Here is a 24265-nt window from a genome sequence, read left to right on the forward strand (position 1 = left end):
GGGTGCCGGTTTACATGCCCTGCCCCACGGGTAGAATGGCGCCCTTCCTACATCAGCCCGAGCGGACTTCATGGCGTTGCCGACCTTACGGATCATTGGTTTCATCATCGGCATCTTCCTGATCACCCTGGCCATCGCCATGGTTGTGCCCATGGCCACCCTGGTGATTTTCGAGCGCACCGGCGATCTGCCGTCGTTCCTCTGGGCGAGCATGATCACTTTCCTCGCCGGCCTCGCACTGGTGATCCCCGGCCGCCCCGAACATATCCACCTGCGCCCGCGCGACATGTACCTGCTGACCGTCAGCAGCTGGCTGGTGGTGTGTATTTTCGCCGCGCTGCCGTTTTTGCTGACCCAGCACATCAGCTACACCGACTCGTTCTTCGAAAGCATGTCCGGCATCACCGCCACCGGCTCGACCGTACTCAGCGGGCTCGACACCATGTCGCCGGGGATTCTGATGTGGCGCTCGCTGCTGCACTGGCTCGGCGGTATCGGCTTCATCGGCATGGCGGTGGCGATTCTGCCGTTGCTGCGCATCGGTGGCATGCGCCTGTTCCAGACCGAATCGTCCGACCGCTCGGAAAAGGTCATGCCGCGCTCGCACATGGTGGCGCGTTTGATTGTGGCGGCCTACGTCGGCATCACCATCCTCGGCAGCCTGGCGTTCTGGTGGGCCGGGATGAGCCCGTTCGATGCGATCAACCACGCGATGTCGGCGATTTCCACCGGCGGTTTCTCGACCTCCGACCAGTCCCTGGCGAAGTGGACGCAACCGGCGGTGCACTGGGTCGCGGTGGTCGTGATGATTCTCGGCAGCCTGCCGTTCACCCTGTACGTGGCGACCATGCGCGGCAACCGTCGTGCGCTGATCAAGGATCAGCAAGTGCAGGGTTTGCTCGGCATGTTGCTGGTGACCTGGCTGGTGCTCGGCACCTGGTATTGGTGGACCACCAAGCTGCACTGGCTGGAAGCGCTGCGGCACGTGGCGCTGAACGTAACGTCGGTGGTCACCACCACCGGTTTTGCCCTCGGCGACTACAGCCTGTGGGGCAACTTTTCGCTGATGCTGTTTTTCTATCTGGGCTTTGTCGGTGGCTGCTCCGGCTCGACGGCGGGAGGGATCAAGATCTTCCGTTTCCAGGTCGCCTACATCCTGCTCAAGGCCAACCTTAACCAGCTGATTCACCCGCGCGCGGTGATCAAGCAAAAGTACAACGGCCACCGTCTCGACGAAGAGATCGTGCGTTCGATCCTGACCTTTTCGTTCTTCTTCGCCATCACCATCTGCGTGATCGCCCTGCTGCTGTCGCTGCTCGGCGTCGACTGGATGACCGCGTTGACCGGCGCTGCCAGCACCGTGTCCGGCGTCGGCCCGGGCCTGGGCGAGACCATCGGCCCGGCGGGCAACTTTGCCACCTTGCCGGATGCCGCGAAGTGGATTCTGTCGTTCGGCATGCTGCTCGGCCGACTGGAGATCATTACGGTGTTTGTGCTGTGTATTCCGGCCTTTTGGCGTCACTGACCGGCGCCTGCAACAGCCGCGCCCGGTAATCGCCGGGCGTGGTGTCGAACCAGCGGCGGAACGCACGGAAGAAGTTGCTCGGATCGGCAAACCCCAGCAGATAGGCGATCTCCAGCAAGGTCATGTTCGGCTGCGCCAGATACTGCTCGGCCAGTTCGCGGCGGGTGTCGTCGAGCAACTGCTGAAAACTGGTGCCCTCCTCCTGCAACCGGCGCTGCAAGGTGCGCTGCGACAGATGCAGGGTCTGCGCCACGGTATCGCGCTTGGGTTCGCCCTGCGGCAGTAAACGGCATAACACCTGGCGCGCCTTGTGGGTCACGCGGCTTTCAGAGAATCGCGCCAGGTATTCCCCGGCAAACCGGTCGTGCAGCAGCGCCATGGCCTCGTTGGCGGTGGGCAGTGGTGCTTCCATATCGGCCCGTTCGAAAATCAACGCATCGTACGGCGCGTTGAACATCAGCGGCGCATGAAAGGCTTGTCGGTAAGGTTGCAGGTCAGCGGGCTCGTCGCCTTGAAACAGCACTTTGACCGGATGCAGGGTGCGCCCGGTCAACCAGCCGCACAGGCCCAGCGCACAGGCCAGCGAGGCTTCGGCGCTCTGCCGGGTTGGCGGCAGGTGATCGCCATGCACCGTCAGAATCAGCGCATAGCCTTCTTCGAGCAGACGAAAACTCAGGTCGGCGCTCTCGGCGATAATCCGCTGATAACGCACCAGGCGTTGGAAGCCTTCGGCCAGGGTGTTGCTCGACATCAAGGCATAGCCGGCAACGTGGAACGACGCCGGGCGTACCACCTTGCCCATGTTCAGGCCGATCGCCGGGTTGCCGGACAGCTCGACCGCCCGTTGCCAGAGGCGGGTCATGGAATCTTGCGGGAAGCGCGCATCCGGATCATCCAGGGCCGCGTAATCGAGCCCCAGTTGCTTGAACAGTACCCGGCAATCCAGGCCGTCCATCTCCAATGCTTTGACAATCCCCATCGCCCAGCTTGCAGAAGTCGTTCGTTCGCTCATGGCGTTATTCTTTTACATGATGGATCGCATGTGACGACCCGATTTGCGAAGGATACTAAAGTGGCGCCCATTGTCACTGGCTGATGCCAGTGTTCACTCTAGACTCAAATAAGCTACCCGCCGAACAACTTGCCGTCAGAACAATAACCACAGAGATCGCAGTCGTGGAAAACATCAAGCAATTCAATACGTTCGCCGAGTTCTACCCGTATTACCTCAGCGAACACGCCAACAGTACCTGCCGACGATTGCATTTCATCGGCACCACGCTGGTGATTTTCATTCTGGCCATGACCATCGCCAAAGGCGCCTGGCTGCTGTTGCTGGCCCTGCCGCTGGCCGGTTACAGCTTTGCCTGGGTCGGCCACTTCTTCTTTGAAAAGAACCGTCCGGCGACTTTCCAGCATCCGCTGTACAGTCTGCTCGGCGATTTCGTCATGTACCGCGACATGATCCTCGGCCGCGTGGCGTTCTGAAACCCGACCCACCAGGAGCCTTGCCGATGAACGCCAATGCCCGCTTCACTCACATGCAGGACGGCACGCAGGAAGACTGGGCGATCATCGCCGCGGACTTCAGCGCCTACGCTCGGCAATTGCCGTCGCGGATCGTCGCGCACCTGAAGTTACTGGAAGGTGACTTCGGCGGCTTCCCGGTGGATCGCCTGACCCATTCGCTGCAAACCGCGACCCGCGCCTATCGCGATGGTCGTGACGAGGAATACGTGGTCTGTGCGCTGCTGCATGATATTGGCGACACCCTCGGCTCCTACAACCACCCGGACATCGCGGCGGCGATTCTCAAACCGTTCGTCAGTGCCGAGAATCTGTGGATGGTCGAGAAGCACGGGATCTTTCAGGGTTATTACTTCTTCCATCACCTGGGCATGGATCGGCATCTGCGCGAGCAATTCGCCGCGCATCCGCAGTATCAGGCCACGGCGGAATTTTGCGCCAGGTACGATGCGGCGGCGTTCGACCCGGCCTATGAAACCCTGCCGCTGAGCTTCTTCGAGCCGATGATGGAGCGGTTGTTTGCCCAGCCGAAGCACTCGATCTACAAGGCGGCGATGGAAGAACATAGCCCGGCCTGAGAACACCACAACTCAACATGGGAGGGGGCTTGCTCCCGAAGGCGGTGTGTCAGATAAACATGTACTTACTGATACACCGCATTCGGGAGCAAGCCCCCTCCCACAGGAGATATCTGGGGTCTAGGCAATCTCGGCAACGTTGGCGGCCTTGAGCTGTGCCTCCCGCGCCTGTGCATCCGCCAGGCGATACAGCTCGATCGTGCCATCCCAGTGCTCGATCAACGCCGTGCACGACTCCACCCAATCGCCGCAATTGAGGTAATCCACCTCGCCGACCTTGCGGATCTCGGCATGGTGAATGTGCCCGCAGACCACGCCGTGCAATTCGCGTTTCACGCATTCGTGGGCGATGGCTTCTTCGAAGTCGCTGATGAAGCTCACTGCCGTCTTCACCTTGTGTTTCAGGTACGCCGACAACGACCAGTAGCCGTAGCCATAACGCGCTCGCCAGTGATTGAGCCAGCGGTTGAGGGTCAGGGTGAATTCGTAGGCCGAGTCGCCGAGGAAGGCCAGCCAACGGTGGTAGCGGGTGATCACGTCGAACTGGTCGCCATGGATCACCAGCAGGTGCCGGCCATCCGCCGTGACGTGCACCGCCTCGTCGACCAACTGGATGTTGCCGAGAATCAGCTTCGAATAGCGGCGCAGGAATTCATCATGGTTGCCGGTGACGTAGATCACCTCGGTGCCGCGCTTGCTCATGGTCAGCAGGCGACGGATCACGTTGGTGTGCGCCTGCGGCCAGTACATGCCACCGCGCAGCTTCCAGCCGTCGATGATGTCACCGACCAGATAGATCTTGTCGGCGTGGTAGCCCTTGAGAAATTGCGACAAGTGCTCGGCCTGGCAATCCCGCGTGCCCAGGTGCACGTCGGAAATCCACAAGGTACGCACCCGTTGTTTGCGGCTGGGTTTGGCGAGCTCGGCGCTGGTCATGGGCAACCCTCTGCGATGTTTTCGCCACTGTGCACGTGCCGGGTGAATCGACCATGACAGACAGGCGTCAGTCGTGTGACAGCGCGCAAGCCCGTCGCCCCGGTGTAGACTGGCGCTCACTTCGGAGACTTCTTCCATGCGCCCGATCCTCACCCTGCGCCAATACACCCACGACCTGATCGTCCACAGCCACGACCACGCGCAACTGGTGTTCGGTCTGTCCGGCGCGCTGGATTTCGAAGTCGAGGGTCAGGGCAGCCAGGTGCGCCAGCAGAGTTTCGTGGTCGTCCCTGGCGGCGCGCATCACGCCTGCGGCAGCCCCGATGGCAGTCGTTGTCTGGTGCTGGACGTGCCCGACGGGCAATGGCTGAACGACTCACTGGGCGAGCACGCCGACGCCAGTCAGCGCTTGCTCGACCAGCCTGCGCGATTGTCGCTTGATGCCGGGCAAAGCCAATTGGTCCACTGGCTGGCACACAGCCCGGTCAGCGATCCGCTGATCGCCCAGCAAGGCGCAGTGTTGCTGCTGGCCAGCCTGAATCACGCCAGACCTGCCGAACATTCGGCGCGGCGCCTGCCCTACGCGGCGCTGGATGCGCACATCGAACAATACGCCGCCTACCCGCTGCAGGTGGCCGATCTGGCGCAGATCGCCGGGCTGTCCAGCGCCCGCCTGCATGCGCGGTTCATGGCTGAATGCGGGCAGACGCCGATGGACTACATTCGCAGCCGGCGCCTGCACAAGGCGGTTTGCCTCCTGCGTGACACGGCGCTGCCCATCGGTGAGATCGCCAGTCGGGTCGGCTACAGTTCGCAAAGCGCGTTCGCGGCGGCGGTGTTGCGCGAGTTCGGCGCTTCACCGGGGCAGTTACGCCGCGACTCCTGCGACAAAAAACGCTAGTTCGCCGACAGACTTCTGCGCCGCAACACGTTTCAATGGGCAACATTGAAACCGTGTTCGGATTAAGGATTGCAATGACTCCGCGTACCGCCCTCGGCGCCCTGCATATCGGCGCTTTAATGTTCGGCCTGACCGGTGTGTTCGGCAAACTCGCGGCCGCCTCGCCGGCAGTGATCGTCTTCGGACGTGCCGCGTTTGCCGTGCTCGCCCTGGCCTTTTTTGCCCGCTTCGCCAGTCAGCACGGCTGGCGGACACTGCAGGCGGTCGACTGGCGGCGTCTGGCGCTCAGCGGCGTGTTGCTGGCCGGGCACTGGGTGAGTTTTTTCATCGCGGTGAAGGTCGCCGGCGTGGCCATCGCGACCCTGGGCTTTACCAGTTTCCCGGCGTTCACGGTGATTCTCGAAGGGCTGATTTTCCGCGAACGCATCCGCGCCAATGAAATCGTGCTGGTGGTGCTGGTCAGCGTCGGTCTGGTGCTGGTGACCCCGGCGTTCGATCTGGCCAGCGGCGCCACCACCGGGTTGCTCTGGGCGGTGCTGTCGGGCTTGCTGTTCGCCCTGCTGTCGCTGACCAACCGCGCCAGCTCTGGACGGATTCCGGCGGTGCAGGCCGCGCTGTGCCAGAACGTGGTGGTGGCGCTGTGTCTGCTGCCGGTCGCTGCCCCGCAACTGAGCGAAGTGCGCGCGCTGGACTGGCTGTGGATCGGTCTGCTCGGAGTGTTCTGCACCGGTGTCGCCCACAGCCTGTTTGTCGCCAGCCTCGCGGTGATCAAGGCGCGCACCGCCGCCGTGGTGTTCGCCATGGAGCCGGTCTACGGAATCACCGTCGCCTGGTTGCTGTTCGATGAAAACCCGACCGTGCGCATGCTGATCGGGGGGGCGCTGATCATCATCGCCATCGTGGTCTCGGCGCGGATGTCAGGCAGCGCCGACAAGAAAACCGTGGCTGCCGAAGCCGCGTCTCACTGAGTGCGATCGTTGTGGCCAAGGTCGCGCTCAGGGTCGATCTGATCGCGCACCCGCTGCTTGAGCACCTTAGCCTCGGGAAAACCGCCGTCGGCCTTGCGCTCCCAGATCTGCACGTCGTCGCAGCTGATGTGAAACACCCCGCCGGTGCCCGGCACCAGAGACACCTTGCCGAGGTCATCGCCGAAAGTGCTGAGCAGTTCCTGCGCCAGCCACGCAGCGCGCAGCAGCCACTGGCATTGGGTGCAATAGGTGATGACGACTTCCGCTTTTTTCACGCTCATGTGCGCTGAAACTCCTGAGACAGAGGGCGCCGCTATAATAGCCGGCTTTATCGCTTGCCCCGAGACTCACCATGCGCCGTTTGCTGTTCTGCCTGCTGCTTGGCTTCCTGCCCCTCTTTGCTAATGTCACCGTGCATGCCGCCGAAGCGCCCCGCCCGAAAGTCGGCCTGGTGCTGTCCGGCGGTGCTGCCCGTGGCCTGGCGCACATCGGCGTGCTCAAGGCGCTTGAGGAGCAAGGCATCAAGATCGATGCGATTGCCGGCACCAGCATGGGCGCGGTGGTCGGTGGCCTGTATGCCTCGGGCTACAAGATCGATGAACTGGAAAAACTCGCGCTGAACATCGACTGGCAACAGGCGCTGTCCGACGCGCCGCCACGCGAAGACGTGCCGTTTCGCCGCAAGCAGGACGACCGCGACTTTCTGGTGAAACAGCAGCTGAGTTTTCGCGATGACGGTAGCCTCGGCCTGCCGCTGGGGGTGATTCAGGGCCAGAACCTGGCGCTGATGCTGGAAAGCCTGCTGGCGCACACCAGTGATACCCGCGACTTCGACAAACTGCCGATCCCGTTCCGCGCCGTGGCCACCGACATCGCCAATGGCGAAAAAGTGGTGTTCCGCAAAGGCCACCTGCCGCAGGTGATCCGCGCCAGCATGTCGATTCCGGCGGTGTTTGCCCCGGTCGAACTGGACGGGCGGCTGCTGGTGGACGGTGGCATGACTGACAACATCCCGCTCGACGTCGCGCGGGAGATGGGTGTCGACGTGGCAATCGTGGTCGACATCGGTACGCCGCTGCGCAACCGCAAACAACTGACGACCGTGGTCGATGTGCTGAACCAGTCGATCACCCTGATGACCCGGCGTAACTCCGAAGAGCAACTGGCCGCCCTCAAACCCACCGACGTGCTGATCCAACCGGCGCTGGCGGCATTCGGCGTCACCGATTTCGGCAAGGCCCAGGAGATGATTGACGCCGGTTACCGCGCCACGCGGATTCTCGACGCCCGCCTCGCTCAGCTCAAACCTCACGAATCTCAAGACGCCGAACTCAATGCCGCCCGCGCCCCAGGCCAGCGCACGCCGATCATCACCGCGATCAGGGTCGAGAACGACTCGAAAGTCGGCGATGAGGTGATTCGCTATTACATCCGTCAGCCGATCGGCGAGCCGCTGGATCTGGGCCGACTGCACTCGGACATGGGTACGCTGTACGGCCTCGATTACTTCGAACAGGTGCAGTACCGCGTAGTGCACAAGGGCCAGGATCACACGCTGGTGATCAGCGCCCGGGGCAAACGCAGCGGCACCGATTACCTGCGGGTCGGCCTGAACCTGTCTGACGATATGCGCGGTGACAGCGCCTTCAACCTCGGCGCCAGCTACCGCATCAACGGCATCAACCGCCTCGGCGCGGAATGGCTGACCCGGGCGCAGATCGGCGACAAACAGGAGCTCTACACCGAGTTCTATCAGCCGCTGGACGTCGGCTCGCGCTACTTCGTCGCGCCGTATGCTGCGTTTGAGGCGCAGAACGTCGATGCCGTGCTCGACAACGATCCGATCGCCCAATACCGCGTCGAACGCTACGGTTTCGGCCTCAATTTCGGCCGGCAGATCGGCAATAACGGTGAAATCCGCTTCGGGGTCGGCGAGGCCTGGGGCAAAGCGGATGTGCGCATCGGCCATCAGGACCTGCCGAGAGAAAACTTCACTGAAGGGTTCTACTCGCTGAAGTACTCGTTCGACTCGCTGGACAACGTCTACTTTCCCCACGAGGGCAAGGACGTCAGCCTGACCCTGATGCAATTCGAACCGGGCCTCGGCTCGGACACGCGCTACCGACAATGGGAGTTCAAGCTGGACAAAGCCATGAGCCATGGCCCGGATACACTGATTCTCGGCGGCCGTTATGGCCGAACGCTGGACGATGCCAATGTGGTGACGTCGAGTTTCCTGCTCGGTGGTGCGCGACAGTTATCGGGCTTTCGCGAGGATTCGATTTCCGGGCAGAACGTCAGCCTGATGCGCGCGGTGTACTACCGCCGGTTGACGCCACGCTCTTATTTGCCGCTCGATTTCCCGCTGTATGCCGGGGCTTCGCTGGAGCGTGGGCGGGCATGGAACAACGACAATGAATTCGACAGCGGCTACATCAATGCCGCCAGTGTGTTTATCGGCTTCGATACGCCGTTGGGGCCGCTGAACTTCACCTATGGCTTGAATGATGCGAACGAGCAGGCGGTTTATCTGAATCTGGGGCAGACGTTCTGATCATTCAGGTGGATCTATATTGCCTGCCAGGCCGCCTTCGCGAGCAAGCCCGCTCCCACACTGAAACGCATTCCAACTGTGGGAGCGGGCTTGCTCGCGAAGGCGATAGTTCAGTCAGCGAACAATTCCGCTGACTCAACCTTCAGCGAATCCCCGCCAATAACGTCCGCGCCGTTTGCTTGAGGGGTTCATCCCCTTCCTTGAGCAACTCATTAAGCAAGGCAATCGCGCTGTCGATATCCCCATCATCAATGCAGGTCTGTGCCTGTTCGAGTTTCACTGACCCGACAGCAGGTTCCGGCTCCTGCAAGCTCAGCGGCTCCAGCGCCAGAGTGGACGGAGGATCGCCGAACGCATTGAGAAAGTCATCGTCCAGCGGCTGCGCGTCCGGTTCGGGGATCCACTCCAGCTCCGCCTCTTCGCTGGCCCCGGTTTCGGGTAACTCGAAGTCTGCTGGCAGGATCTCAAGTCCTGAGTTCGATGCAGACAGATCCGGGTGCTGCTCAGGTGCAGAGCGACTGCCCTCAAGATCCCAACTGGACGCCATCGACAGCTCACCCAGATTCAATTCGAAATCATCCTCGGGCGCCTGCGCCACCGCTGCGGCAGCGACCATCGGCACTGCCGGGGTTATCGGCGCAGCGCCGGTCAATTTTGGATGCCGTTCACGGATCGCGGCCAGTTGCTGAGGATCCACCCCGGCATCACGCAGGCGATGTTCCTGTTGTTCATAAGCAGCGCTGTCGCCCTGCCGCCCCAGCACTTCGAGCAATTGCACACCCAATTCGGTGCGCTCGGGCTCCTTGTCCATGGCATTGCGCAACAACCCGACCGCCTCACTCAAACGCCCATAAGCCAGATAGATCCCCACCGCCTCCAGCACATCGCCGGCCGCCGGTTCTTCACGGTGTTCGGTGGCTGCGCGGATGCTCGCCGATTGAGTGGCTGGCGGGTCTTCAGGATCTGCTTGCCGATCTGCCGGCAGAGCTGCCAGTGGCGCCGCGCCCTCAGCCAGTTGCCGGCGACGTCGTACGAACAACCCGGTACCCAATAATCCCAACAGCACCAGCAAGCCACCGAGCAGCGGCCAGTTGAGGCCATCGTCGGCAGCTTCAGGCGCGGTGGTGACCGGCGCGGGTGTTGGCGGCGTAACGGCCGGTGCCGCTGGCTTTTGCAATTCGCTCAAACGCGTTTGCAGATCACTGACCTGCTTTTTGCCGTCGGCAATCTGCACATCTTGCGCCTGCAGTCTGGCGTTGAGTTCGTCCACGGTCTTCTGCAACTGCTGATTGAGCAACACGCTGGCCGCCAATTGCTCGGCCACGGCATCGTTGGCTGGCGCCGCCGGAGCGGGTGGCGCTGAAGGGGCGGCGTCGCGCTTGCCCTGAGCAGCCTGAGGCGCCGCCGTGGCAGGTTCGACGGTGGGAAATTCAGAAGATTGCGGACGTGGATCGGGCTCGTCGGTGGCCGGCACGATACTCGGCGATCCGGGTGGATCGATCAGCAGCGTGTACTCGCGCAACAAGCGGCCATTGGGCTGATCGAGCTGCACCAGAAAATTCAGAAAAGGTTCATTGACCGGTTTGCGCGAGGTCACCCGGATCATCTGGCGATTGCCATGCAGGATCGGGGTGAACCTGAGGTCATTGAGGAAGAACACCCGCTCGACCCCGGCCCGGCCGAATTCATCCGCGGTGGCCAGGCTGGCCGAGAGGTCGCTGGCACTGAGGCCCACGGCATCCACCAGGGCGATGTCGGCCTTGAGCGGCTGATTGAGGGCCGAATGGACGGTAATGTCCCCCAACCCCAGCGCCATCGACCAGGTCGAATAGCTGAATACACCAGCGACCAGCAGCCATCTGGCGCCACCGCGCAGTACAACGTGCCGACTTGCGAGCATGAGCATCCCTTAAATAAGCAAAACCGGTTTCTATGCGTTCGCACATCCGGTACGAACACGATATTGCCCAGTAGTTCTTATAGTCTGCTCTGCGCGATCCCTCAAAAAACCGGCGCGCGGTTTATGCCTCAAGATTTTTCCAGGTTGCCCAGAATGTGCCCGTGAACGCGCATGCACACTTTAAGATCCGCCTCGTCGACGCCTTCGAACAATTCGTGACGCAGCTGCGTGGCAATGGTTTCGATTTGTTCGATCAGCGGCAACGCCGGGGCGCAGAGCACGATTTTTTTCGCCCGGCGGTCTTCCATCACCGACTGACGTTGCACCAGGCCCTGGCTTTCCAGGCTGTCGAGCAAACGCGCGAGGGTCGGCCCTTCGACACCGACGCTTTGCGCCAGCTCGCGTTGGGTCGGCGCGTCTTCGAAACGCGCCAGATGCAGCAGCACCAGCCAGCGCGCCTGGGACAAGCCCAGACCGGCCAGCCGGCGATCCAGTTCGGCACGCCAGCCACGAGACATCTGGGCCAATTGCATGCCAAAGCGGTGTTGATCGGTTAACGGCATAAAACACTCATGAGTAGACTGACAAATAGAGAAAAACTAATTATTAGTCAGCTAAGCATGACATTTGGCTATAGGCAAGAGCCGACCTGTACTGAATCGTTACAACTGCCTGACGGTTGGCGCAATCGCCCTCTTACATTTCGAATTCCGATTGCAGCGCAGCCCTTACGCAGTAAAGAACGCCTTCCGGAACCCGACCGGCGAACAGCTCGGCCACTTCGGCGACCGACGGCAACTCGCCCTCGCCGTCGAGGAACGCGTCCTGCACTTCGCCCATCAGCTCTTCAGGCAAATCGAGCGCCTGCTCCAGCGACAACTGTTGCTTGCCGATGGCCTCGGCGAGCATGGTGTAGACGTTCTTTTCCGAGCATTGCAACTGCCCGGCGATCTGCATCGGGGTCATGCCGGCGCGGGCCAGGGTGATCAGTTCGTGACGCACATCGGCCACCACTTTCGGCGCCTCGGCCTCGCCGCCGAGCACTTCGAGGAAGGCTTCGCCGTAACGTTCCAGCTTGCGCGCACCAACACCGCTGACCCGCGCCATGTCGGCCAGCGAGGTCGGCTGGCTGCGGAGCATTTCCAGCAGGGTCGAATCGGGGAAGATGACGTACGGTGGCACGCCATGCTCTTCGGCGAGTTTGCGGCGCAGTGCACGCAAGGCTTCCCACTGTTCGCGCTCTTCGCCACGCACCAGCTGACTGGCCGGACTCTTGCTGGCGGTCTTGGCGGTGACTTGCGGCTTGAGGTCGCGGCGCAGCTCCAGGCTCACTTCGCCCTTGAGCAATGGCCGGCAGGTATCGCTCAGGCGCAGGCCACCGTAGCCTTCATGATCGACGTCAGCCAGACCACGCGCCACCAGTTGCCGGAACAACGAGCGCCATTCGCTCTCGCTCAGCGCCTTGCCGACGCCGTACACCGACAGGTGCTGATGGCCAAAGCTGCGGACCTTTTCGTTGTCCTTGCCCAGCAACACGTCCACCAGATGGCCGACGCCATAGCGCTGGCCGGTGCGATAGATCGCCGACAGTGCCTGGCGCGCCGGCTCGGTGGCGTCCCAGGTCTGCACGCCGTCGACGCAGTTGTCGCAGTGGCCGCACGGCTCGGGCATGTCTTCGTCGAAATACGCCAACAGCGTCTGCCGGCGGCAGCGGGTTTCTTCGCAGAGCGAGAGCATCGCATCGAGTTTGTGCTGCTCCAGACGCTTGTGGCGCTCATCGCCTTCGGAGTTCTGCAGCATCTGCTTGAGCATCACCACGTCTTGCAGACCGTAGGCCATCCACGCATCCGCCGGCAGGCCATCACGGCCGCCGCGCCCGGTTTCCTGGTAATAGGCTTCCAGGGATTTCGGCAGATCGAGGTGCGCGACGAAACGCACGTTGGGCTTGTCGATGCCCATACCGAACGCCACGGTGGCGACCATGATCAGGCCTTCCTCGTTGAGGAAGCGCTTCTGGTGATAGGCGCGCAAATCGTTGGGCAAACCGGCGTGATACGGCAGCGCCGGGAAGCCCTGCTCGCTGAGGAACGCGGCGACTTCCTCGACCTTCTTGCGCGACAGGCAGTAGACGATGCCGGCATCGCTGCGCCGCTCGGCAAGGAACGCGAGCAACTGCTTGCGCGGCTGTTCCTTGGGCACGATGCGGTAGAAGATGTTCGGCCGGTCGAAGCTCGACAGGAAACGCTCGGCGTTCTGCAAGTGCAGGCGGGTGACAATTTCTTCGCGGGTACGCTTGTCGGCGGTCGCCGTCAGGGCGATGCGCGGTACGTCGGGGAACATTTCCGCCAACTGGCCCAGTTGCAGGTATTCCGGGCGGAAATCATGGCCCCATTGCGACACGCAGTGCGCTTCGTCGATGGCGAACAGGGCGATGTTCAAGCCTTGCAGGAACGACAGCATGCGCGGCTGCACCAGACGCTCGGGCGCCAGATAGAGCATTTTCACTTCGCCACGTTTGATTCGTGCGGCGAGGTCACGCTGCTGCTCGGCGCTCAACGTGGAGTTCAGCGCAGCGGCGGCCACGCCCAGCTCTTCGAGGGTGGCGACCTGATCGTCCATCAGGGCGATCAACGGTGACACCACCACCGCCAGGCCTTCGCGCAGCAGCGCCGGCACCTGGAAGCACAGGGACTTGCCGCCACCGGTAGGCATCAGCACCAGCGCATCACCGCCGCTGGCCACGCGCTCAATGATTGCACCCTGGCGGCCACGGAAACTGTCGTAGCCGAAGATGTCCTTGAGGACGCGTTGAGCCTGTTCGAGCATAAAAACTCCAAAAATCTACCGAAACATCCCTGCACAGGCTGGTTCAGGACAGCCACAGCTGCTTAAACAAAACGTAAGAGCGCATTGCCAGACCACCGCAATACGAGCAGGGAGCGCAAAACGCGGCAGTATACCCGAGCCCTCCCCGGCAGGGGGTGCCGCTGATAAGACTCCGCTAGCCGCCAACACGAAAACCCTGTGGGATATTCGTGTTGCCTGTAATTGCGGCAAATCTGCCGTGCGGCTGGCTTGAGCGCTCAAGAAGGCCTAGAATTCCCGCATTGTTTATTCCCCCAAGGTAGCCCCGTAATGTCCTTCGCTGAGCAACTAACCCGCCTGCAAGTCTTTCTCGACGCCGACGAGCTGCACGAAGAGGCGCTGGATTACGTGGCCGCCCACGGTTACCTGACCGCCCTGTCAATCTGTGCAGAAGACGTACCGGAGCGTGAGTGGATCGACGCCCTGTTCGCCGAAGAGCCGCATTACAGCAGCGAAGCCCAGCGCGAAGAAATCGAAGCCACCCTGATTGGTCTCAAGGCACACATCGCCCGCCAATTGGCGTCCGACGAAGAATTCGAACTGCCGTGTGACCTGGACCTGGGCGACGAGCCGGACGACTCTGAACTGCGCGGGTGGTGCATCGGCTTCATGGAAGGCGTATTCCTGCGTGAAGCGGCCTGGTTCGAAACCGCTGAAGAAGAAGTCAGCGAAATGCTCCTGCCGATCATGGTCGGTTCGGGCTTGTTCGACGAGCAGCCAGAGTTCGAAGACATCGCCAAGGACGCCAACCTGATGGACGACATGATCGTGCAGATCCCGGAAGCCCTGACCGCGCTGTACCTGCTGTGCCAGGCGCCAGACGAAAAACCGGCGATCCTCAAGCCACGTCACCACTAAGATCCGGCCTATGGACAACCCCATAGGCAACCGCCCCCTGATGTTGCGCTACTTCCTGCTGGCCGTCGGCTGGCTCAGCGTGGCACTGGGGGTGATCGGGATTTTCCTGCCGGTTCTGCCCACCACCCCTTTCCTTTTGCTGGCGGCCGCCTGTTTCGCCCGCAGCTCTCCGCGTTTCTATCAATGGCTGGTCGAGCACCCGAAGCTCGGGCCATGGATCCGCGACTACCTCGACGGCAACGGCATTCCGCTCAAGGGCAAGGTCTACGCGATCGGGCTGATGTGGGCGAGCATTCTGTTCTCGTGCTACCTGGTGCCACTGCCGTGGGCGCGGGGGTTCATGTTGACCAGTGCGGTGTTGGTGACGGTGTACATCCTTCGGCAAAAGACTTTGGATAAATCCTGAATACCGCCGCCCCCGCTACATCTGCATTTATCCCCGAGACAGCGCCTCAGGCCGTCTGTTTCGTGTGTTTCGAGCCAGTTATCCAAGTGCCCTGCCACTGACCGCTCGTCGGACAAAACCTCCTACCTGTTATTTCTGACAGTTGGCAGCACTCGCCATATCAGGCCCAATCAATCAACGCCTTCCTCGCAGAGCCCCATGTCCTTCGCTGAGGTTTTTCGTCATGACGCACTTTCACTCCTTCCTGTTTCCACGCTTGCAGACTGAGATTCCGGGGCTGAAACTGCGTCCCTTGCGGATTTCGGCCATGATAGAGCCGATCGTCGATGGGGACGGCGGTATCAACTGCAAAACCTACTACCAGTTTCCCGACGGTTTGTTCTGCTCCGTCGATGCCTACGCCGAACCCATGCGCAAAGGTGACACGCTCGATATCTATTGGGGCAAGGACCACAAGATCTTTACCCGGGTTCTGCAGGACGACGAAGACGGCAGCAACCAACCGGTGTTTTTCTTCCTGCCTGTGACGAACATCCTTCCCGGCTGGGTCGACGAGGTCTACTACGTACTGACCCGCGCAGGCAGCACCAGCCCCGACGAGCCCGCCACGCCCTTGCGAATACTGGTGAAGCTGGATCTGCCAGGCGGCAAAGACGATGAGCCCCATTTGCCCGGACATGCAAAATTGCACATCGTGCAGCTGCCGCGTGACGTCATCGTTAACGGTGTGGATGCGGTTTGGGCAGCCAAGGGTGTGCCGATGGTTATTCCTCGCTACCCGAACATCGCCGTGCGCGACGTTATCCAGGTGCAATGGGGCAATGCCTTCTTGCCACCTCATACCGTCAGCGCCGATGAAGCAGCCGGCACGGCACCTATCGAGATCACCGCACACCAGGACGATATTGTGGCCGGTGGCGACGGCAACGCGCAGGTGGTGCATTACGGGATCCATGACGAGGTATTCAACCACTCCGAGAAGTGGTCGCTGAGGCCCCCAGTCAAAGTCATGTCCGGAATCCGGCAGCTGGATGAGCCGATTATCCAGGAGTCAGTCAACGGCATCATTGATCTCGACCAATTGAACAATCGCGATGTCAACGTGCATGTTCGCGCCTCCACCAGCGATTTCGAGGTGGGTGACACCGTCACCATGACTTGGGTAGGCACACCACCCACCGGTGCTCCGTTGCCCAACCGACAATCCCAGAGGGTGGAAAGCTTTCCCAGCATCCTCATGTTTCAGATTCCGAATGCGCAGGTCCGGGCGATTGCCATGGGAACCGCAGACGTATCGTATGTGCGCTACAAAAAGGACGATGGCTCTGCGCTCCCCTCCAGGCACGAACTCGCCAGCGTGGAAGGCCGGATCCCCGCGCCGGTCTTAAGCGAAGCCGCGGGCGATACGGTGAGCACCGATATCACATCGGCCACCGTGAACATTCAGTACCCGGGCATGACCGCGGACGATATCGTCGACATGGCCTGGCTGGGCACCAAGGCCAATGGCATTCCCTACTTGTATGAGGCTCGGCACATCGTCAGCCCGGAGGACGTGGAAAATCATCTCGTGACCTTGTACGTGCCGGGAAAACATCTGCGGGTGCTGGAGAACGGTGCACTGAATCTGTTCTACCGGGTGTCCCGTGACGGGCCGCACTGGCGGGGCACGCATGAGTCCGGGCATCAGGAAATCAACGTGTTGCGATTCACCTGAGTCGCAGGTGTCAGGTCAACCCGCCGGCCCGGACAGCGGGTTGCCCGGCAGGCCAGCACAAAAAACGCCCCGCAGGTGCGAGGCGTTTTCAGGTATTCACATCATGAAGCGGCTTACCAGGTCCAGCGCGCTCCGACATTCAAGTCATACGGCTTCTCGATGTACTTGCCATGGCTGTAGTCGTAACCGGCATACACCTGCAGGTCCTTGGTCAATGCCACTGCAACGCCTGCTCCCAGCACACCACGGGTGCCAGACAAGTCGTTGTTGAACTGATTATCAGCGTTGACCGTCACGCGGTTGTTATTGATGAACTCGTGCTGCACCGCAACGCGCACATAAGGCTGGGCGACCATGCCATTGCCCATGTTGAAGTTGCGGCCCACCGTGGTTCCCGCTTCACCCAGCACCGAGCGGCTGCGATCGCCGTCGGCCTGCATGCCATTGTCCAGGTCGAAGCTGCGCCCGCGAATCAGCGCAGTCGACAGTTTGCCGTACGGCCCGATGTAGTAGCCGTTGCCCAGGGTGATCTGACGCCCGAACTCCGCCGAGGCGCTTATGCCGGAGTTGTCATAACTGCCCTTGGCCCGCGTGCCATCGCTCATGCCGACTTTCGTATCGTTCTGAAAGCGGTTGAACTTGAGCAGCGCATCAAAGTAGTAACCGCTCTGCTTGTTCATCCAGGTCACGTAAGGGCCCAGATAGTAGCTGTCGACCGTACCCGAAGTCCCCTGTGCGACGTCCAGGTTGGTATGGCTGTAGCCGCCCATGATCCCGGCCACCCACAGACTGTCGCCCAGGTGCGTATCCGCCCCCAGAGAAAGTCCTTGCTGGGTCTGCTGATAACCCACGCCGGAAGCGGCGCTGATGTTGTACTTGTTGCCGTAGGTGCGCATCCACAGGCCGGTGTCACCCCCATTGAAACGCAACTCGCCCATGCGGCTGCGCAATGTTCCCGCCTCGGCATACAACAGCGTCACCGGAGCGTTGAACAGCGCCAGTACCGATTTCGCCCCGGGGCTGATGGTCTTGGTGGTCGGGTCGAGAAACCATTCCGTCCCGCCCTCCCCCACTTCTCGCCGAGCGAGGTCATACGACCAGGTACCCAGATCGACATGCCCGCCTCTCAGGGCAAATTGCGCGTCGCCGGCGGCGGTGTGCACCAGGGTCAACTGCTGCGGGTTCACCGCGTCCAGACCGGAAGCGGCCACCAGTAATCCGAATTGCCCGGTGGCAACGCCCCTGACATAGAGAAAGTCGTGCTGACCGGTGGCGAAATTGCCCTTCATTTCGACCGTACTGGAACCATCCGGCGATCCGGCCAGCGTGCCGACGTTCAACTCGTAGAACGTATCCGGCACATCCTGCGCACCAAAGCGCACCGTCCCGCCATTCATGGCGAGTGTTCCGACCTTGTCATTACCGGTCAGGGTCCAGCTCGAACCGCTGTTGACGGTCACGCCGTTGACATTGTCGAGACGGCCGGTCAGTTGCGAGTTGTTCTGCAGGGTGACGTTGGCGGTCGAACCGTTTTCGACCAGCACATCGCCCTTCATGTTGCCCTGATCGAAGGTGAGATTGGCGGTACTGTTGCCGGTGACGTTGACGTTGCCTTGCAGCGTGCTGTCGCTGACAGACATGCCCGCGGTGGAAGCGCCCTGCACCGTCAGCACGTTGCCGTTGCCCCCCGTCAGGGAAGACTGGTTCAACACCTCAAGGGTGGCATTGATGCCCTTGTCCACAAGAATCGCATCACCGGTGCGGCCTTCCACACTGGCGTTGTCGAGCCGCAGTGAATTGTTGCCCAGGCCCGAGGGATCCCTGCCCATAGTCACCCCGGTCTTGTCGCCGCTGATAACCGTGCTTGCGGAGGCGCGTACATCCCCCCCCAATATGTTCAGGCCGGTACTGTCAGCCCCTGTGCCCGTCACCTGACTGTTGATGAGCGTGAGCGTGCTCAAGCCGGTGACCTGAGCACCGATTTCCCCACCCTTGAATTGACTGTCGGTTGCAGTGACCGTGGAGCCCAGGGTCGAGCCGATAGACCGATTGACCGCCAGCCCCATAAAGTCGCTGGTCACGATGGCGCGAGTGAGATCACCCGTGCTGCCGGTTATGCGGATACCCACCAGCCCACTGTCGGCATTGACCGTTGCGCCGTTGATATTCAACGTTGATCCGGACGTGACAGACAGACTCTGGGTGGTGGCCCCCGCGATGTTCAGCACACTTGCGTTGCGTACCAGATAATCGCTCTGTGGTGTGCTTGCATCGATATTCAGCGTATTGCCGTTATCGACAATAACGGCGGCAAAAGAATGCCCGCCGGTAAAAAAAAATGCTGGCAGCACGACCAGCATTTTAAAGAGTCCTGCCGCAGCATTTTTTTGCAGCGAAACATGGTTTTTGTTCATGACGTGGCTTCCTGAATGTTCATCACCTCACATCTTTCAGAAGAAACGCCAAAAGACTGTAAGAGGCGCGAACAATACCTATCCGGGTCAAGCAAAAATGTAGGAGAAGTCCTAGATCCGGACGGAAAAGTCCTGTCCCGCTCGAGGAATGATCCGCCTGTTTCAGCAACCGTTTCAGCGAGGACACGGGAGGCGTAGCGGCCTCCCGTGTTTCCTTTGAAACGCATTGAATCAGGTAGGCAACGGGCAACTTCCGCCATCACCCGGATTGACCAGGTACACCCTGACCAAATGCTGTTGGGAGGTCGTCTCACGTCCGTTAATGACAGCCTTATATTTGACGCCACCCCACGCATTCAGAGTCGCGAGCAAGGGCGCGTATGGGATCTTCACAATGAAGCCGGACGCGGCCTCCTGCTCTGTCGGTGTGTAGAACACCTCCTCGTCTGTCTCGGGTTTGGGGTTTGCACCGCCGTCGTCGGTATAACCCTGATAGGTGAATGTCAGCTCTTGATTCGCCAGTGCCAATTCCCCGCCCGGGACCCGCACCTCGACCACCACACCCTCGATGGGATCCAGGCGCAAGGCTTTGCAGTTCAGCCAGTCAGTATAATTGGGATCAAGGTGTAAAAATGCCGGATCAGGGACAGTGTCCTCTTGAATCTCCACATCCACCTCCCGAGGTTTTGAAATATCTACGTTGTCGTTCAGCGGATGACCGATGACGTAAGCCATCGGGTGCTTTGGATTACCATTACCTGCCGCCGCAATAACGTCCCACTTCACTTTCCACTCAAGCGATGTGGGAACAGGGTCTGAAATCGTAACGAGGCCACCATCCTCCTCAGAAACAAGCTGGCCCGCATATACAAGTTGAACGGTGTCATATTCCTTGGCGCCGCCATAGGTATTGACCGTAACAGTAACGTCCCCATCTTTGTCGGCTTCTCGCAACTCATTGGCAGGGCCTCCGGAATCACCCTGAACCGTCACCAACGCCAGATTTGGATTGGTCGGGTCTGGATTATTCGGATCAATCGGCAGACCGGGCTTTCGCAAATCAACCTTAACTTCTTTGGAAATCGGAGTTGGCGGGTAATAGGTGCTGCCGCGTTTGATTTGGTACTCGGCGTCTACAGTTTTTTCACCAGGGTTGTCCTTGACCACGTCTTTGAATGAAATATCGACGTAAACCGGGAACCCGCTGATGGTCTTCGCCATCTGCGGAATGCCGTCGTAGGTCACCACCAACTCATCTCCCGGCAAGTAGTGGGTGTATTCTTCAAGGATTCCCACGCCCAAAGGCGTTTGCGCATCCGTCAGATCGACCAGACCGTCCTTGTCAAGCAGCGGAATATCAAGGGGCAACAGCCCCTCGGGTGGGTCTGTCAGAACGACCGTAACGGAAACTGGTGGAGAAAAAGTACTTGGGTTTCCCTTACGGTCGGTGACTCTGAAAAAAAGCGCGTGAGTCCCTTCATCTTGCTTGAATACTTGTTCAGCGGTAAGTCTAAGCACGATCTCATTGATGGTATCAGTCCGGGTGACCGAATCGACAACCTCTGCCAACACTGTCGAGTCCCCATATAACAACTCTATAAAATCGCCAATCTTCATATCTCCATACTCAGGAATCTTAATGGCTACAAAATCATTGTCGTCCAGATATTTTTTGGTAATACCGTCATTTACTATTTCATCTGGAAGTCCAACCGGAAAAAACGGGTGCGGAGGAGTTCTATCAACATTGCACTTCAACGGAACAGAGTTACTCTCATTACCGCCTTGATCGATAAAGTATCCCAACTCATGTGTCCCCGGCCTATCGGTGTATCCGACAGGAAACGTCATTTCGATTTCAAGAATATCGGCGTCCAGCGGCGTCTCATAATTGTATCGAGTAGAGGGTATCGGACTTCCGTCAAACGTCAGATCAATGAAGCCGGGTATCCTCTCCGGGTCGTCAGCCTCCGCAGGTCTCGGAACCAGACACTTGAAAAGCTTTCCCTGCTGGCTCAGCGGAATCTGATTGGTTTCATCATCCGACGTATCGCTTAGAAATGCGTTATCTGGATGCACTTTGATGATGGGTGCAGGTACTTTTGTAACAGCACGGCGAACTTTCAGATAATCGACCCGACTTTGTTCAGCGGGCGTCAATGGTTGACGACTTGCCATTTTTCAGCTCCTTCAGAAACGGGCTTTATCTGCCCGGGATTTTGTCAAACAACGAACGCCCAAAACGCGGGCACAACACTCTCTGTCAGCCCCGAATAAATACTCGTGACTGTCCCGGCTAAAACCGGCTAATGCACTTTAATGAATCAATTACCCGTTACGGTTCCGTACAGGTTTCATTAGTGGGCGAACACACTGCACCACTGGGCATGGTTCTATTGATAATCACGAAATCTTTTTTTGAAACACCCTGCCCACCCGTAAACTTTTTCAAGGTGTAATGACATAACGCCGAACCCCGGTTTTGCATCGGCGCTATCAATCTTTCGTAATCGGTCACATGCACTTCAAAACCGTTTCTTGCCTGATCCGCACTCAACGTGGTGAAGAACGGTTGCGCGGCCCCGGGAATGGGCGTGGTGCCATTCGGTCCCGCGCATCCCTGCCAGAACAACGTCACGATGTCCTTCTCGTCAAACGCCGGGTTGCCTTCAATCCTCACGCGCACCCGCTCCCAGAGACGCGGTTTCGCACAGCAGTCAAGCGTCCCTTCGATGCCAGCGTCAGGGAACGAAGGCTCTTGGAGACCTTCGATAATGATGATCGACACCTTGACGGGCGTGAATGGCGCCAACTGCTGGTTGATGCCATTGCTGGTGGTGTAATGGACCGGCAACGCCGGGTTCAGCCGGTCCTGGTCAATGACCGCCCATGGAATATTGAACGGCACTCTCTTGCCGGCAACGTCACCGCTCTGGACGATGTATCTCGCCACGGGCGTACTGATGCTCCCCCAATAAACTTCGATCGTGTGTCCTCGTTCGGGTGCGTCGAACAAGGTCAGGAAGCCGTCGGCGTCCTCGCCGAAATCTTCGGTAAGCAATGTGTTCAGCACCTTGGATTTGGCGCCGTAGATCTCCAGCAAGGCAAGCCTGGGGTTCAACAACGCCGGCGCATTGGCGTGATCCTGGCCTGCCACCGTCAGGTTCACCGATACCAGGGTTTCCATTGATGGTTTGCTATCGACGCCCCCTGAACGCACGCGGTAAGTGACACGAGCATTCACCGGACCCAGCCCCTTGGCTGTGAGCGCACTCCACGGCACAGGGATCACGCAAGGAAAGTTGGCCGGGTCGACATCCTGCGGCGGCAGAACAGTGCCATCCCAGTCCAGCAGTACCTGATCGCCGCTCAACGGATTGTCATAGGCATCGATTTCGACCGTCACCGCCCCTTGATTGACCGCCCCCTCCCGGGCGTGCTGACGATCGATCAAGCCTCTGTCCGACAGGGGAATGCGCGGAGGCTTGTGGATGGGTGCCCCCGGGGTCAGATCGACGAACACAGGCAGCAACCGCGAGCGTGGTCCCCGGTTTCCGGCCCAGTCGCGCAAGCGATAATAGATGTATCGCTGCCCATGACCACGCAGGCGAATTTCGTCTGCGTAGACGGTGATGATGAGTTGATCGTTATCGATATCAAACTGACTGAACGCCTGCTCGCGGATTTCGGTTTCGAAGCCCGGTGGCGTGTCGGTGTCCGTCCAGTAATAAATCGCCCGGTCACGGGCCTTCACGTCCAGATAGAGGCGTACTTTGAAACGAACCTGACCGTGCTCGTCCAAATAGTCATCGGTGATGTCGCCCTCAAGATCCAGCAGCTCCAGCATCGCCGGTTCCTGGCCGTCATCCGGCGGCACTCTATCGACGGTGATGGTTTTTTTCAGCGATTCCGCTGCGTTGCCACCAATCACGAGCTTGTACGACAGGTCGTAAACGCCAGCTTCCAGGTCCCTTTGAGGCACCGAAACAATCTTGTCACCCGGATCAATGGGAATATCGAACGGGAACACCCCCGCCGTGTCGTCATCAAAGGGAAGCCCCCGTCGCCTGAAGCCCACCCACACGACGTCTTTTGCGAATTCCGGCTCTGTCGAGAAATCCCACGCCGGAATCGTGATTTTCAAATCGCGATTCAATACATCGCGAGGTAATAGCCCGTCCGGGCTCTCATTTCCCTCTTCGTCTTTCAGGATATCCGGAACAATCGGTTCTGGAATAACCACAAGACTTGGTTCGTCATCGCCGCGTGCGTGTTGCGGATCCATCGACGACTCTTCTGGGGGCACCATTGCGAAACTCCACGGCAGTTGAGCGGACAGTGTTCTCGCGCAGGGCAGTCGTGAAGATAAAACGGGCCATTGACTGACGATGGCGTGGAACGTTTGTGACCCAATTAGATGCCTGCCGGAAAAAGCTGACTACTGTCAGAAATACTAGGTTTGCTTACCGTTTGTCGGGAAGCCGATGGAAACGACTGAACAGTCAGCTCAGCGTGAAGCTGTATTTTTGTTGAGCAGAAGGGGGTCACCGCAGAGTCGACTTCCCTGCGGCAGCGCCTACGGGGAAGTCGTTTCAGGCACGCAAAACCCGCCCCCCGACCGTTCATCGCAAATACGTCCTTACCTGTAATTTCTGACAGTAGCCAACGCTCGCCACCTGCCCCTAAATAACCCAGAGCCTTTGCTTCCCACGACTCTGGAGTCTTCAGCATGCTTATTCAGCCCCCTCGCCTCCCGGCCCCCAAGTCTCTGCGGCAACTGGAAATACCCGACCGTACGCAGCCGGCCCTGGAGGGGGGGGTGTGGGGGATCAATATCGCCGCCGCGCAGTTGCTGGCGCCCGACAAGGGGCTGAAAGTCTATTGCCCACCCTGGTACCTTATGGGTTTAGGTGACCACATCGAGCTGCTGCTCGACGGTATTCAGGTCGACCAGACCACCCTCGTCAAGCCAGAGGATGTCGGCGAGCGTGTCACCCTGTATGTCCCGCCCACGCGGTTCGTGACCGGGGCCTATACGCTGCAATATCGGGTCAAGGTATTCGAACAGACTCCGGAAATTTCGCTGCCTCCGGTGAATATCTTCGTCAAACTCGAA

19 protein-coding genes are annotated in these 24265 nt (G+C 59.8%); 10 read left to right on the forward strand and 9 right to left on the reverse strand.

The window, feature by feature from the left end; all coding sequences use genetic code 11:
• Window positions 1–70: 70 nt before the first annotated feature.
• Window positions 71–1525, forward strand: a complete 1455-nt coding sequence (locus tag ACM6I7_RS03170) for a TrkH family potassium uptake protein (protein ID WP_097090175.1) — start codon at window positions 71–73, stop codon at window positions 1523–1525.
• Here the strand turns inward: ACM6I7_RS03170 and ACM6I7_RS03175 are convergent.
• Window positions 1482–2537: an AraC family transcriptional regulator gene (locus ACM6I7_RS03175; protein ID WP_218568261.1), complete on the reverse strand. Its 1056-nt coding sequence runs from the start codon at window positions 2535–2537 to the stop codon at window positions 1482–1484. The genes ACM6I7_RS03170 and ACM6I7_RS03175 overlap by 44 nt on opposite strands.
• A gap of 164 nt (window positions 2538–2701) precedes the next feature.
• On the opposite strand from ACM6I7_RS03175, the gene ACM6I7_RS03180 reads away from it, so the two are divergent.
• Both ACM6I7_RS03180 and ACM6I7_RS03185 read left to right on the forward strand, forming a co-directional pair.
• On the forward strand, window positions 2702–3013 hold the full coding sequence (locus tag ACM6I7_RS03180; RefSeq protein WP_003222750.1) for a DUF962 domain-containing protein: 312 nt from the start codon (window positions 2702–2704) through the stop codon (window positions 3011–3013).
• Between the two features lie 26 nt (window positions 3014–3039).
• Window positions 3040–3630 carry an HD domain-containing protein gene (locus ACM6I7_RS03185; RefSeq protein ID WP_247840246.1) on the forward strand — a complete coding sequence of 197 codons (591 nt, stop codon included), beginning with the start codon at window positions 3040–3042 and terminating at the stop codon, window positions 3628–3630.
• Window positions 3631–3750: 120 nt separating this feature from the next.
• On the opposite strand, the gene ACM6I7_RS03190 is transcribed toward ACM6I7_RS03185, so the two are convergent.
• Complete coding sequence (locus ACM6I7_RS03190) at window positions 3751–4566, reverse strand: UDP-2,3-diacylglucosamine diphosphatase (protein WP_414887933.1); 816 nt, start codon at window positions 4564–4566, stop codon at window positions 3751–3753.
• 136 nt (window positions 4567–4702) lie between these two features.
• Between ACM6I7_RS03190 and ACM6I7_RS03195 the strand changes: the two genes are divergently transcribed.
• Both ACM6I7_RS03195 and ACM6I7_RS03200 read left to right on the forward strand, forming a co-directional pair.
• Window positions 4703–5467 (forward strand): AraC family transcriptional regulator, encoded by a 765-nt coding sequence (locus ACM6I7_RS03195; RefSeq protein WP_285374055.1) that lies wholly within the window; start codon window positions 4703–4705, stop codon window positions 5465–5467.
• Between the two features lie 74 nt (window positions 5468–5541).
• Window positions 5542–6435 carry a DMT family transporter gene (locus ACM6I7_RS03200; RefSeq protein ID WP_027613984.1) on the forward strand — a complete coding sequence of 298 codons (894 nt, stop codon included), beginning with the start codon at window positions 5542–5544 and terminating at the stop codon, window positions 6433–6435.
• Here the strand turns inward: ACM6I7_RS03200 and ACM6I7_RS03205 are convergent.
• Complete coding sequence (locus ACM6I7_RS03205; protein WP_414887934.1) at window positions 6429–6716, reverse strand: SelT/SelW/SelH family protein; 288 nt, start codon at window positions 6714–6716, stop codon at window positions 6429–6431. The genes ACM6I7_RS03200 and ACM6I7_RS03205 overlap by 7 nt on opposite strands.
• A 71-nt stretch (window positions 6717–6787) precedes the next feature.
• Between ACM6I7_RS03205 and ACM6I7_RS03210 the strand changes: the two genes are divergently transcribed.
• Complete coding sequence (locus tag ACM6I7_RS03210; RefSeq protein ID WP_414887935.1) at window positions 6788–8989, forward strand: patatin-like phospholipase family protein; 2202 nt, start codon at window positions 6788–6790, stop codon at window positions 8987–8989.
• A gap of 142 nt (window positions 8990–9131) precedes the next feature.
• Here ACM6I7_RS03210 and ACM6I7_RS03215 read toward each other — a convergent pair whose 3' ends face one another.
• The 3 genes from ACM6I7_RS03215 to recQ all read right to left on the reverse strand — a co-directional run bounded on the left by ACM6I7_RS03215 (window position 9132) and on the right by recQ (window position 13715).
• Entirely contained in the window at window positions 9132–10889 is a 1758-nt protein-coding gene (locus ACM6I7_RS03215; protein ID WP_414887936.1) for a FimV/HubP family polar landmark protein, read from the reverse strand.
• Window positions 10890–11017: 128 nt separating this feature from the next.
• Window positions 11018–11452, reverse strand: coding sequence for a MarR family transcriptional regulator (locus tag ACM6I7_RS03220; RefSeq protein ID WP_027613988.1), 435 nt, complete (start codon window positions 11450–11452; stop codon window positions 11018–11020).
• A gap of 133 nt (window positions 11453–11585) precedes the next feature.
• The gene (gene recQ, locus ACM6I7_RS03225) at window positions 11586–13715 is read right to left on the reverse strand and encodes a DNA helicase RecQ (protein WP_097090179.1); all 2130 of its coding nucleotides are present in this window, start codon (window positions 13713–13715) and stop codon (window positions 11586–11588) included.
• A gap of 309 nt (window positions 13716–14024) precedes the next feature.
• Here recQ and ACM6I7_RS03230 point away from each other — a divergent pair, with 309 nt between their 5' ends.
• From ACM6I7_RS03230 to ACM6I7_RS03240, 3 genes are all read left to right on the forward strand, one after another.
• The gene (locus ACM6I7_RS03230; protein WP_007962155.1) at window positions 14025–14612 is read left to right on the forward strand and encodes a YecA family protein; all 588 of its coding nucleotides are present in this window, start codon (window positions 14025–14027) and stop codon (window positions 14610–14612) included.
• A 10-nt stretch (window positions 14613–14622) separates the two neighbouring features.
• Window positions 14623–15018, forward strand: coding sequence for a YbaN family protein (locus ACM6I7_RS03235; protein ID WP_150367961.1), 396 nt, complete (start codon window positions 14623–14625; stop codon window positions 15016–15018).
• A 223-nt stretch (window positions 15019–15241) separates the two neighbouring features.
• Entirely contained in the window at window positions 15242–16735 is a 1494-nt protein-coding gene (locus ACM6I7_RS03240) for a hypothetical protein (protein WP_414887938.1), read from the forward strand.
• Window positions 16736–16848: 113 nt separating this feature from the next.
• Here the strand turns inward: ACM6I7_RS03240 and ACM6I7_RS03245 are convergent, their stop codons facing one another.
• The 3 genes from ACM6I7_RS03245 to ACM6I7_RS03255 all read right to left on the reverse strand — a co-directional run bounded on the left by ACM6I7_RS03245 (window position 16849) and on the right by ACM6I7_RS03255 (window position 23434).
• The gene (locus ACM6I7_RS03245) at window positions 16849–19095 is read right to left on the reverse strand and encodes an autotransporter outer membrane beta-barrel domain-containing protein (RefSeq protein WP_414887939.1); all 2247 of its coding nucleotides are present in this window, start codon (window positions 19093–19095) and stop codon (window positions 16849–16851) included.
• Window positions 19096–19380: 285 nt separating this feature from the next.
• A complete protein-coding gene (locus ACM6I7_RS03250) occupies window positions 19381–21327 on the reverse strand; it encodes a hypothetical protein (RefSeq protein ID WP_414887940.1) in 1947 nt (648 codons plus the stop codon).
• A gap of 157 nt (window positions 21328–21484) precedes the next feature.
• Window positions 21485–23434, reverse strand: coding sequence for a hypothetical protein (locus ACM6I7_RS03255; protein ID WP_414887941.1), 1950 nt, complete (start codon window positions 23432–23434; stop codon window positions 21485–21487).
• A 444-nt stretch (window positions 23435–23878) separates the two neighbouring features.
• Here ACM6I7_RS03255 and ACM6I7_RS03260 point away from each other — a divergent pair.
• Window positions 23879–24265, forward strand: a 387-nt coding sequence (locus ACM6I7_RS03260) for a hypothetical protein (RefSeq protein WP_414887942.1), incomplete at its 3' end; no start/stop codon positions are given.

The organism is Pseudomonas sp. IT-93MI4 (assembly GCF_949767635.1).
Classification (GTDB): Bacteria; Pseudomonadota; Gammaproteobacteria; order Pseudomonadales; family Pseudomonadaceae; genus Aquipseudomonas; species Aquipseudomonas putida_A.

What these genes read in the sequence shown, in the direction of transcription:
- ACM6I7_RS03210 (WP_414887935.1), top strand. Translation starts at nt 6,788, where the DNA reads ATGCGCCGTTTGCTGTTCTGCCTGCTGCTTGGCTTCCTGCCCCTCTTT.
- ACM6I7_RS03195 (WP_285374055.1), top strand. Translation starts at nt 4,703, where the DNA reads ATGCGCCCGATCCTCACCCTGCGCCAATACACCCACGACCTGATCGTC.
- ACM6I7_RS03230 (WP_007962155.1), top strand. Translation starts at nt 14,025, where the DNA reads ATGTCCTTCGCTGAGCAACTAACCCGCCTGCAAGTCTTTCTCGACGCC.
- ACM6I7_RS03205 (WP_414887934.1), bottom strand. Translation starts at nt 6,716, where the DNA reads ATGAGCGTGAAAAAAGCGGAAGTCGTCATCACCTATTGCACCCAATGC.
- ACM6I7_RS03215 (WP_414887936.1), bottom strand. Translation starts at nt 10,889, where the DNA reads ATGCTCGCAAGTCGGCACGTTGTACTGCGCGGTGGCGCCAGATGGCTG.
- ACM6I7_RS03170 (WP_097090175.1), top strand. Translation starts at nt 71, where the DNA reads ATGGCGTTGCCGACCTTACGGATCATTGGTTTCATCATCGGCATCTTC.
- recQ (WP_097090179.1), bottom strand. Translation starts at nt 13,715, where the DNA reads ATGCTCGAACAGGCTCAACGCGTCCTCAAGGACATCTTCGGCTACGAC.
- ACM6I7_RS03190 (WP_414887933.1), bottom strand. Translation starts at nt 4,566, where the DNA reads ATGACCAGCGCCGAGCTCGCCAAACCCAGCCGCAAACAACGGGTGCGT.
- ACM6I7_RS03220 (WP_027613988.1), bottom strand. Translation starts at nt 11,452, where the DNA reads ATGCCGTTAACCGATCAACACCGCTTTGGCATGCAATTGGCCCAGATG.
- ACM6I7_RS03250 (WP_414887940.1), bottom strand. Translation starts at nt 21,327, where the DNA reads ATGGCAAGTCGTCAACCATTGACGCCCGCTGAACAAAGTCGGGTCGAT.
- ACM6I7_RS03240 (WP_414887938.1), top strand. Translation starts at nt 15,242, where the DNA reads ATGACGCACTTTCACTCCTTCCTGTTTCCACGCTTGCAGACTGAGATT.
- ACM6I7_RS03175 (WP_218568261.1), bottom strand. Translation starts at nt 2,537, where the DNA reads ATGAGCGAACGAACGACTTCTGCAAGCTGGGCGATGGGGATTGTCAAA.
- ACM6I7_RS03255 (WP_414887941.1), bottom strand. Translation starts at nt 23,434, where the DNA reads ATGGATCCGCAACACGCACGCGGCGATGACGAACCAAGTCTTGTGGTT.
- ACM6I7_RS03200 (WP_027613984.1), top strand. Translation starts at nt 5,542, where the DNA reads ATGACTCCGCGTACCGCCCTCGGCGCCCTGCATATCGGCGCTTTAATG.
- ACM6I7_RS03185 (WP_247840246.1), top strand. Translation starts at nt 3,040, where the DNA reads ATGAACGCCAATGCCCGCTTCACTCACATGCAGGACGGCACGCAGGAA.
- ACM6I7_RS03235 (WP_150367961.1), top strand. Translation starts at nt 14,623, where the DNA reads ATGGACAACCCCATAGGCAACCGCCCCCTGATGTTGCGCTACTTCCTG.
- ACM6I7_RS03245 (WP_414887939.1), bottom strand. Translation starts at nt 19,095, where the DNA reads ATGCTGGTCGTGCTGCCAGCATTTTTTTTTACCGGCGGGCATTCTTTT.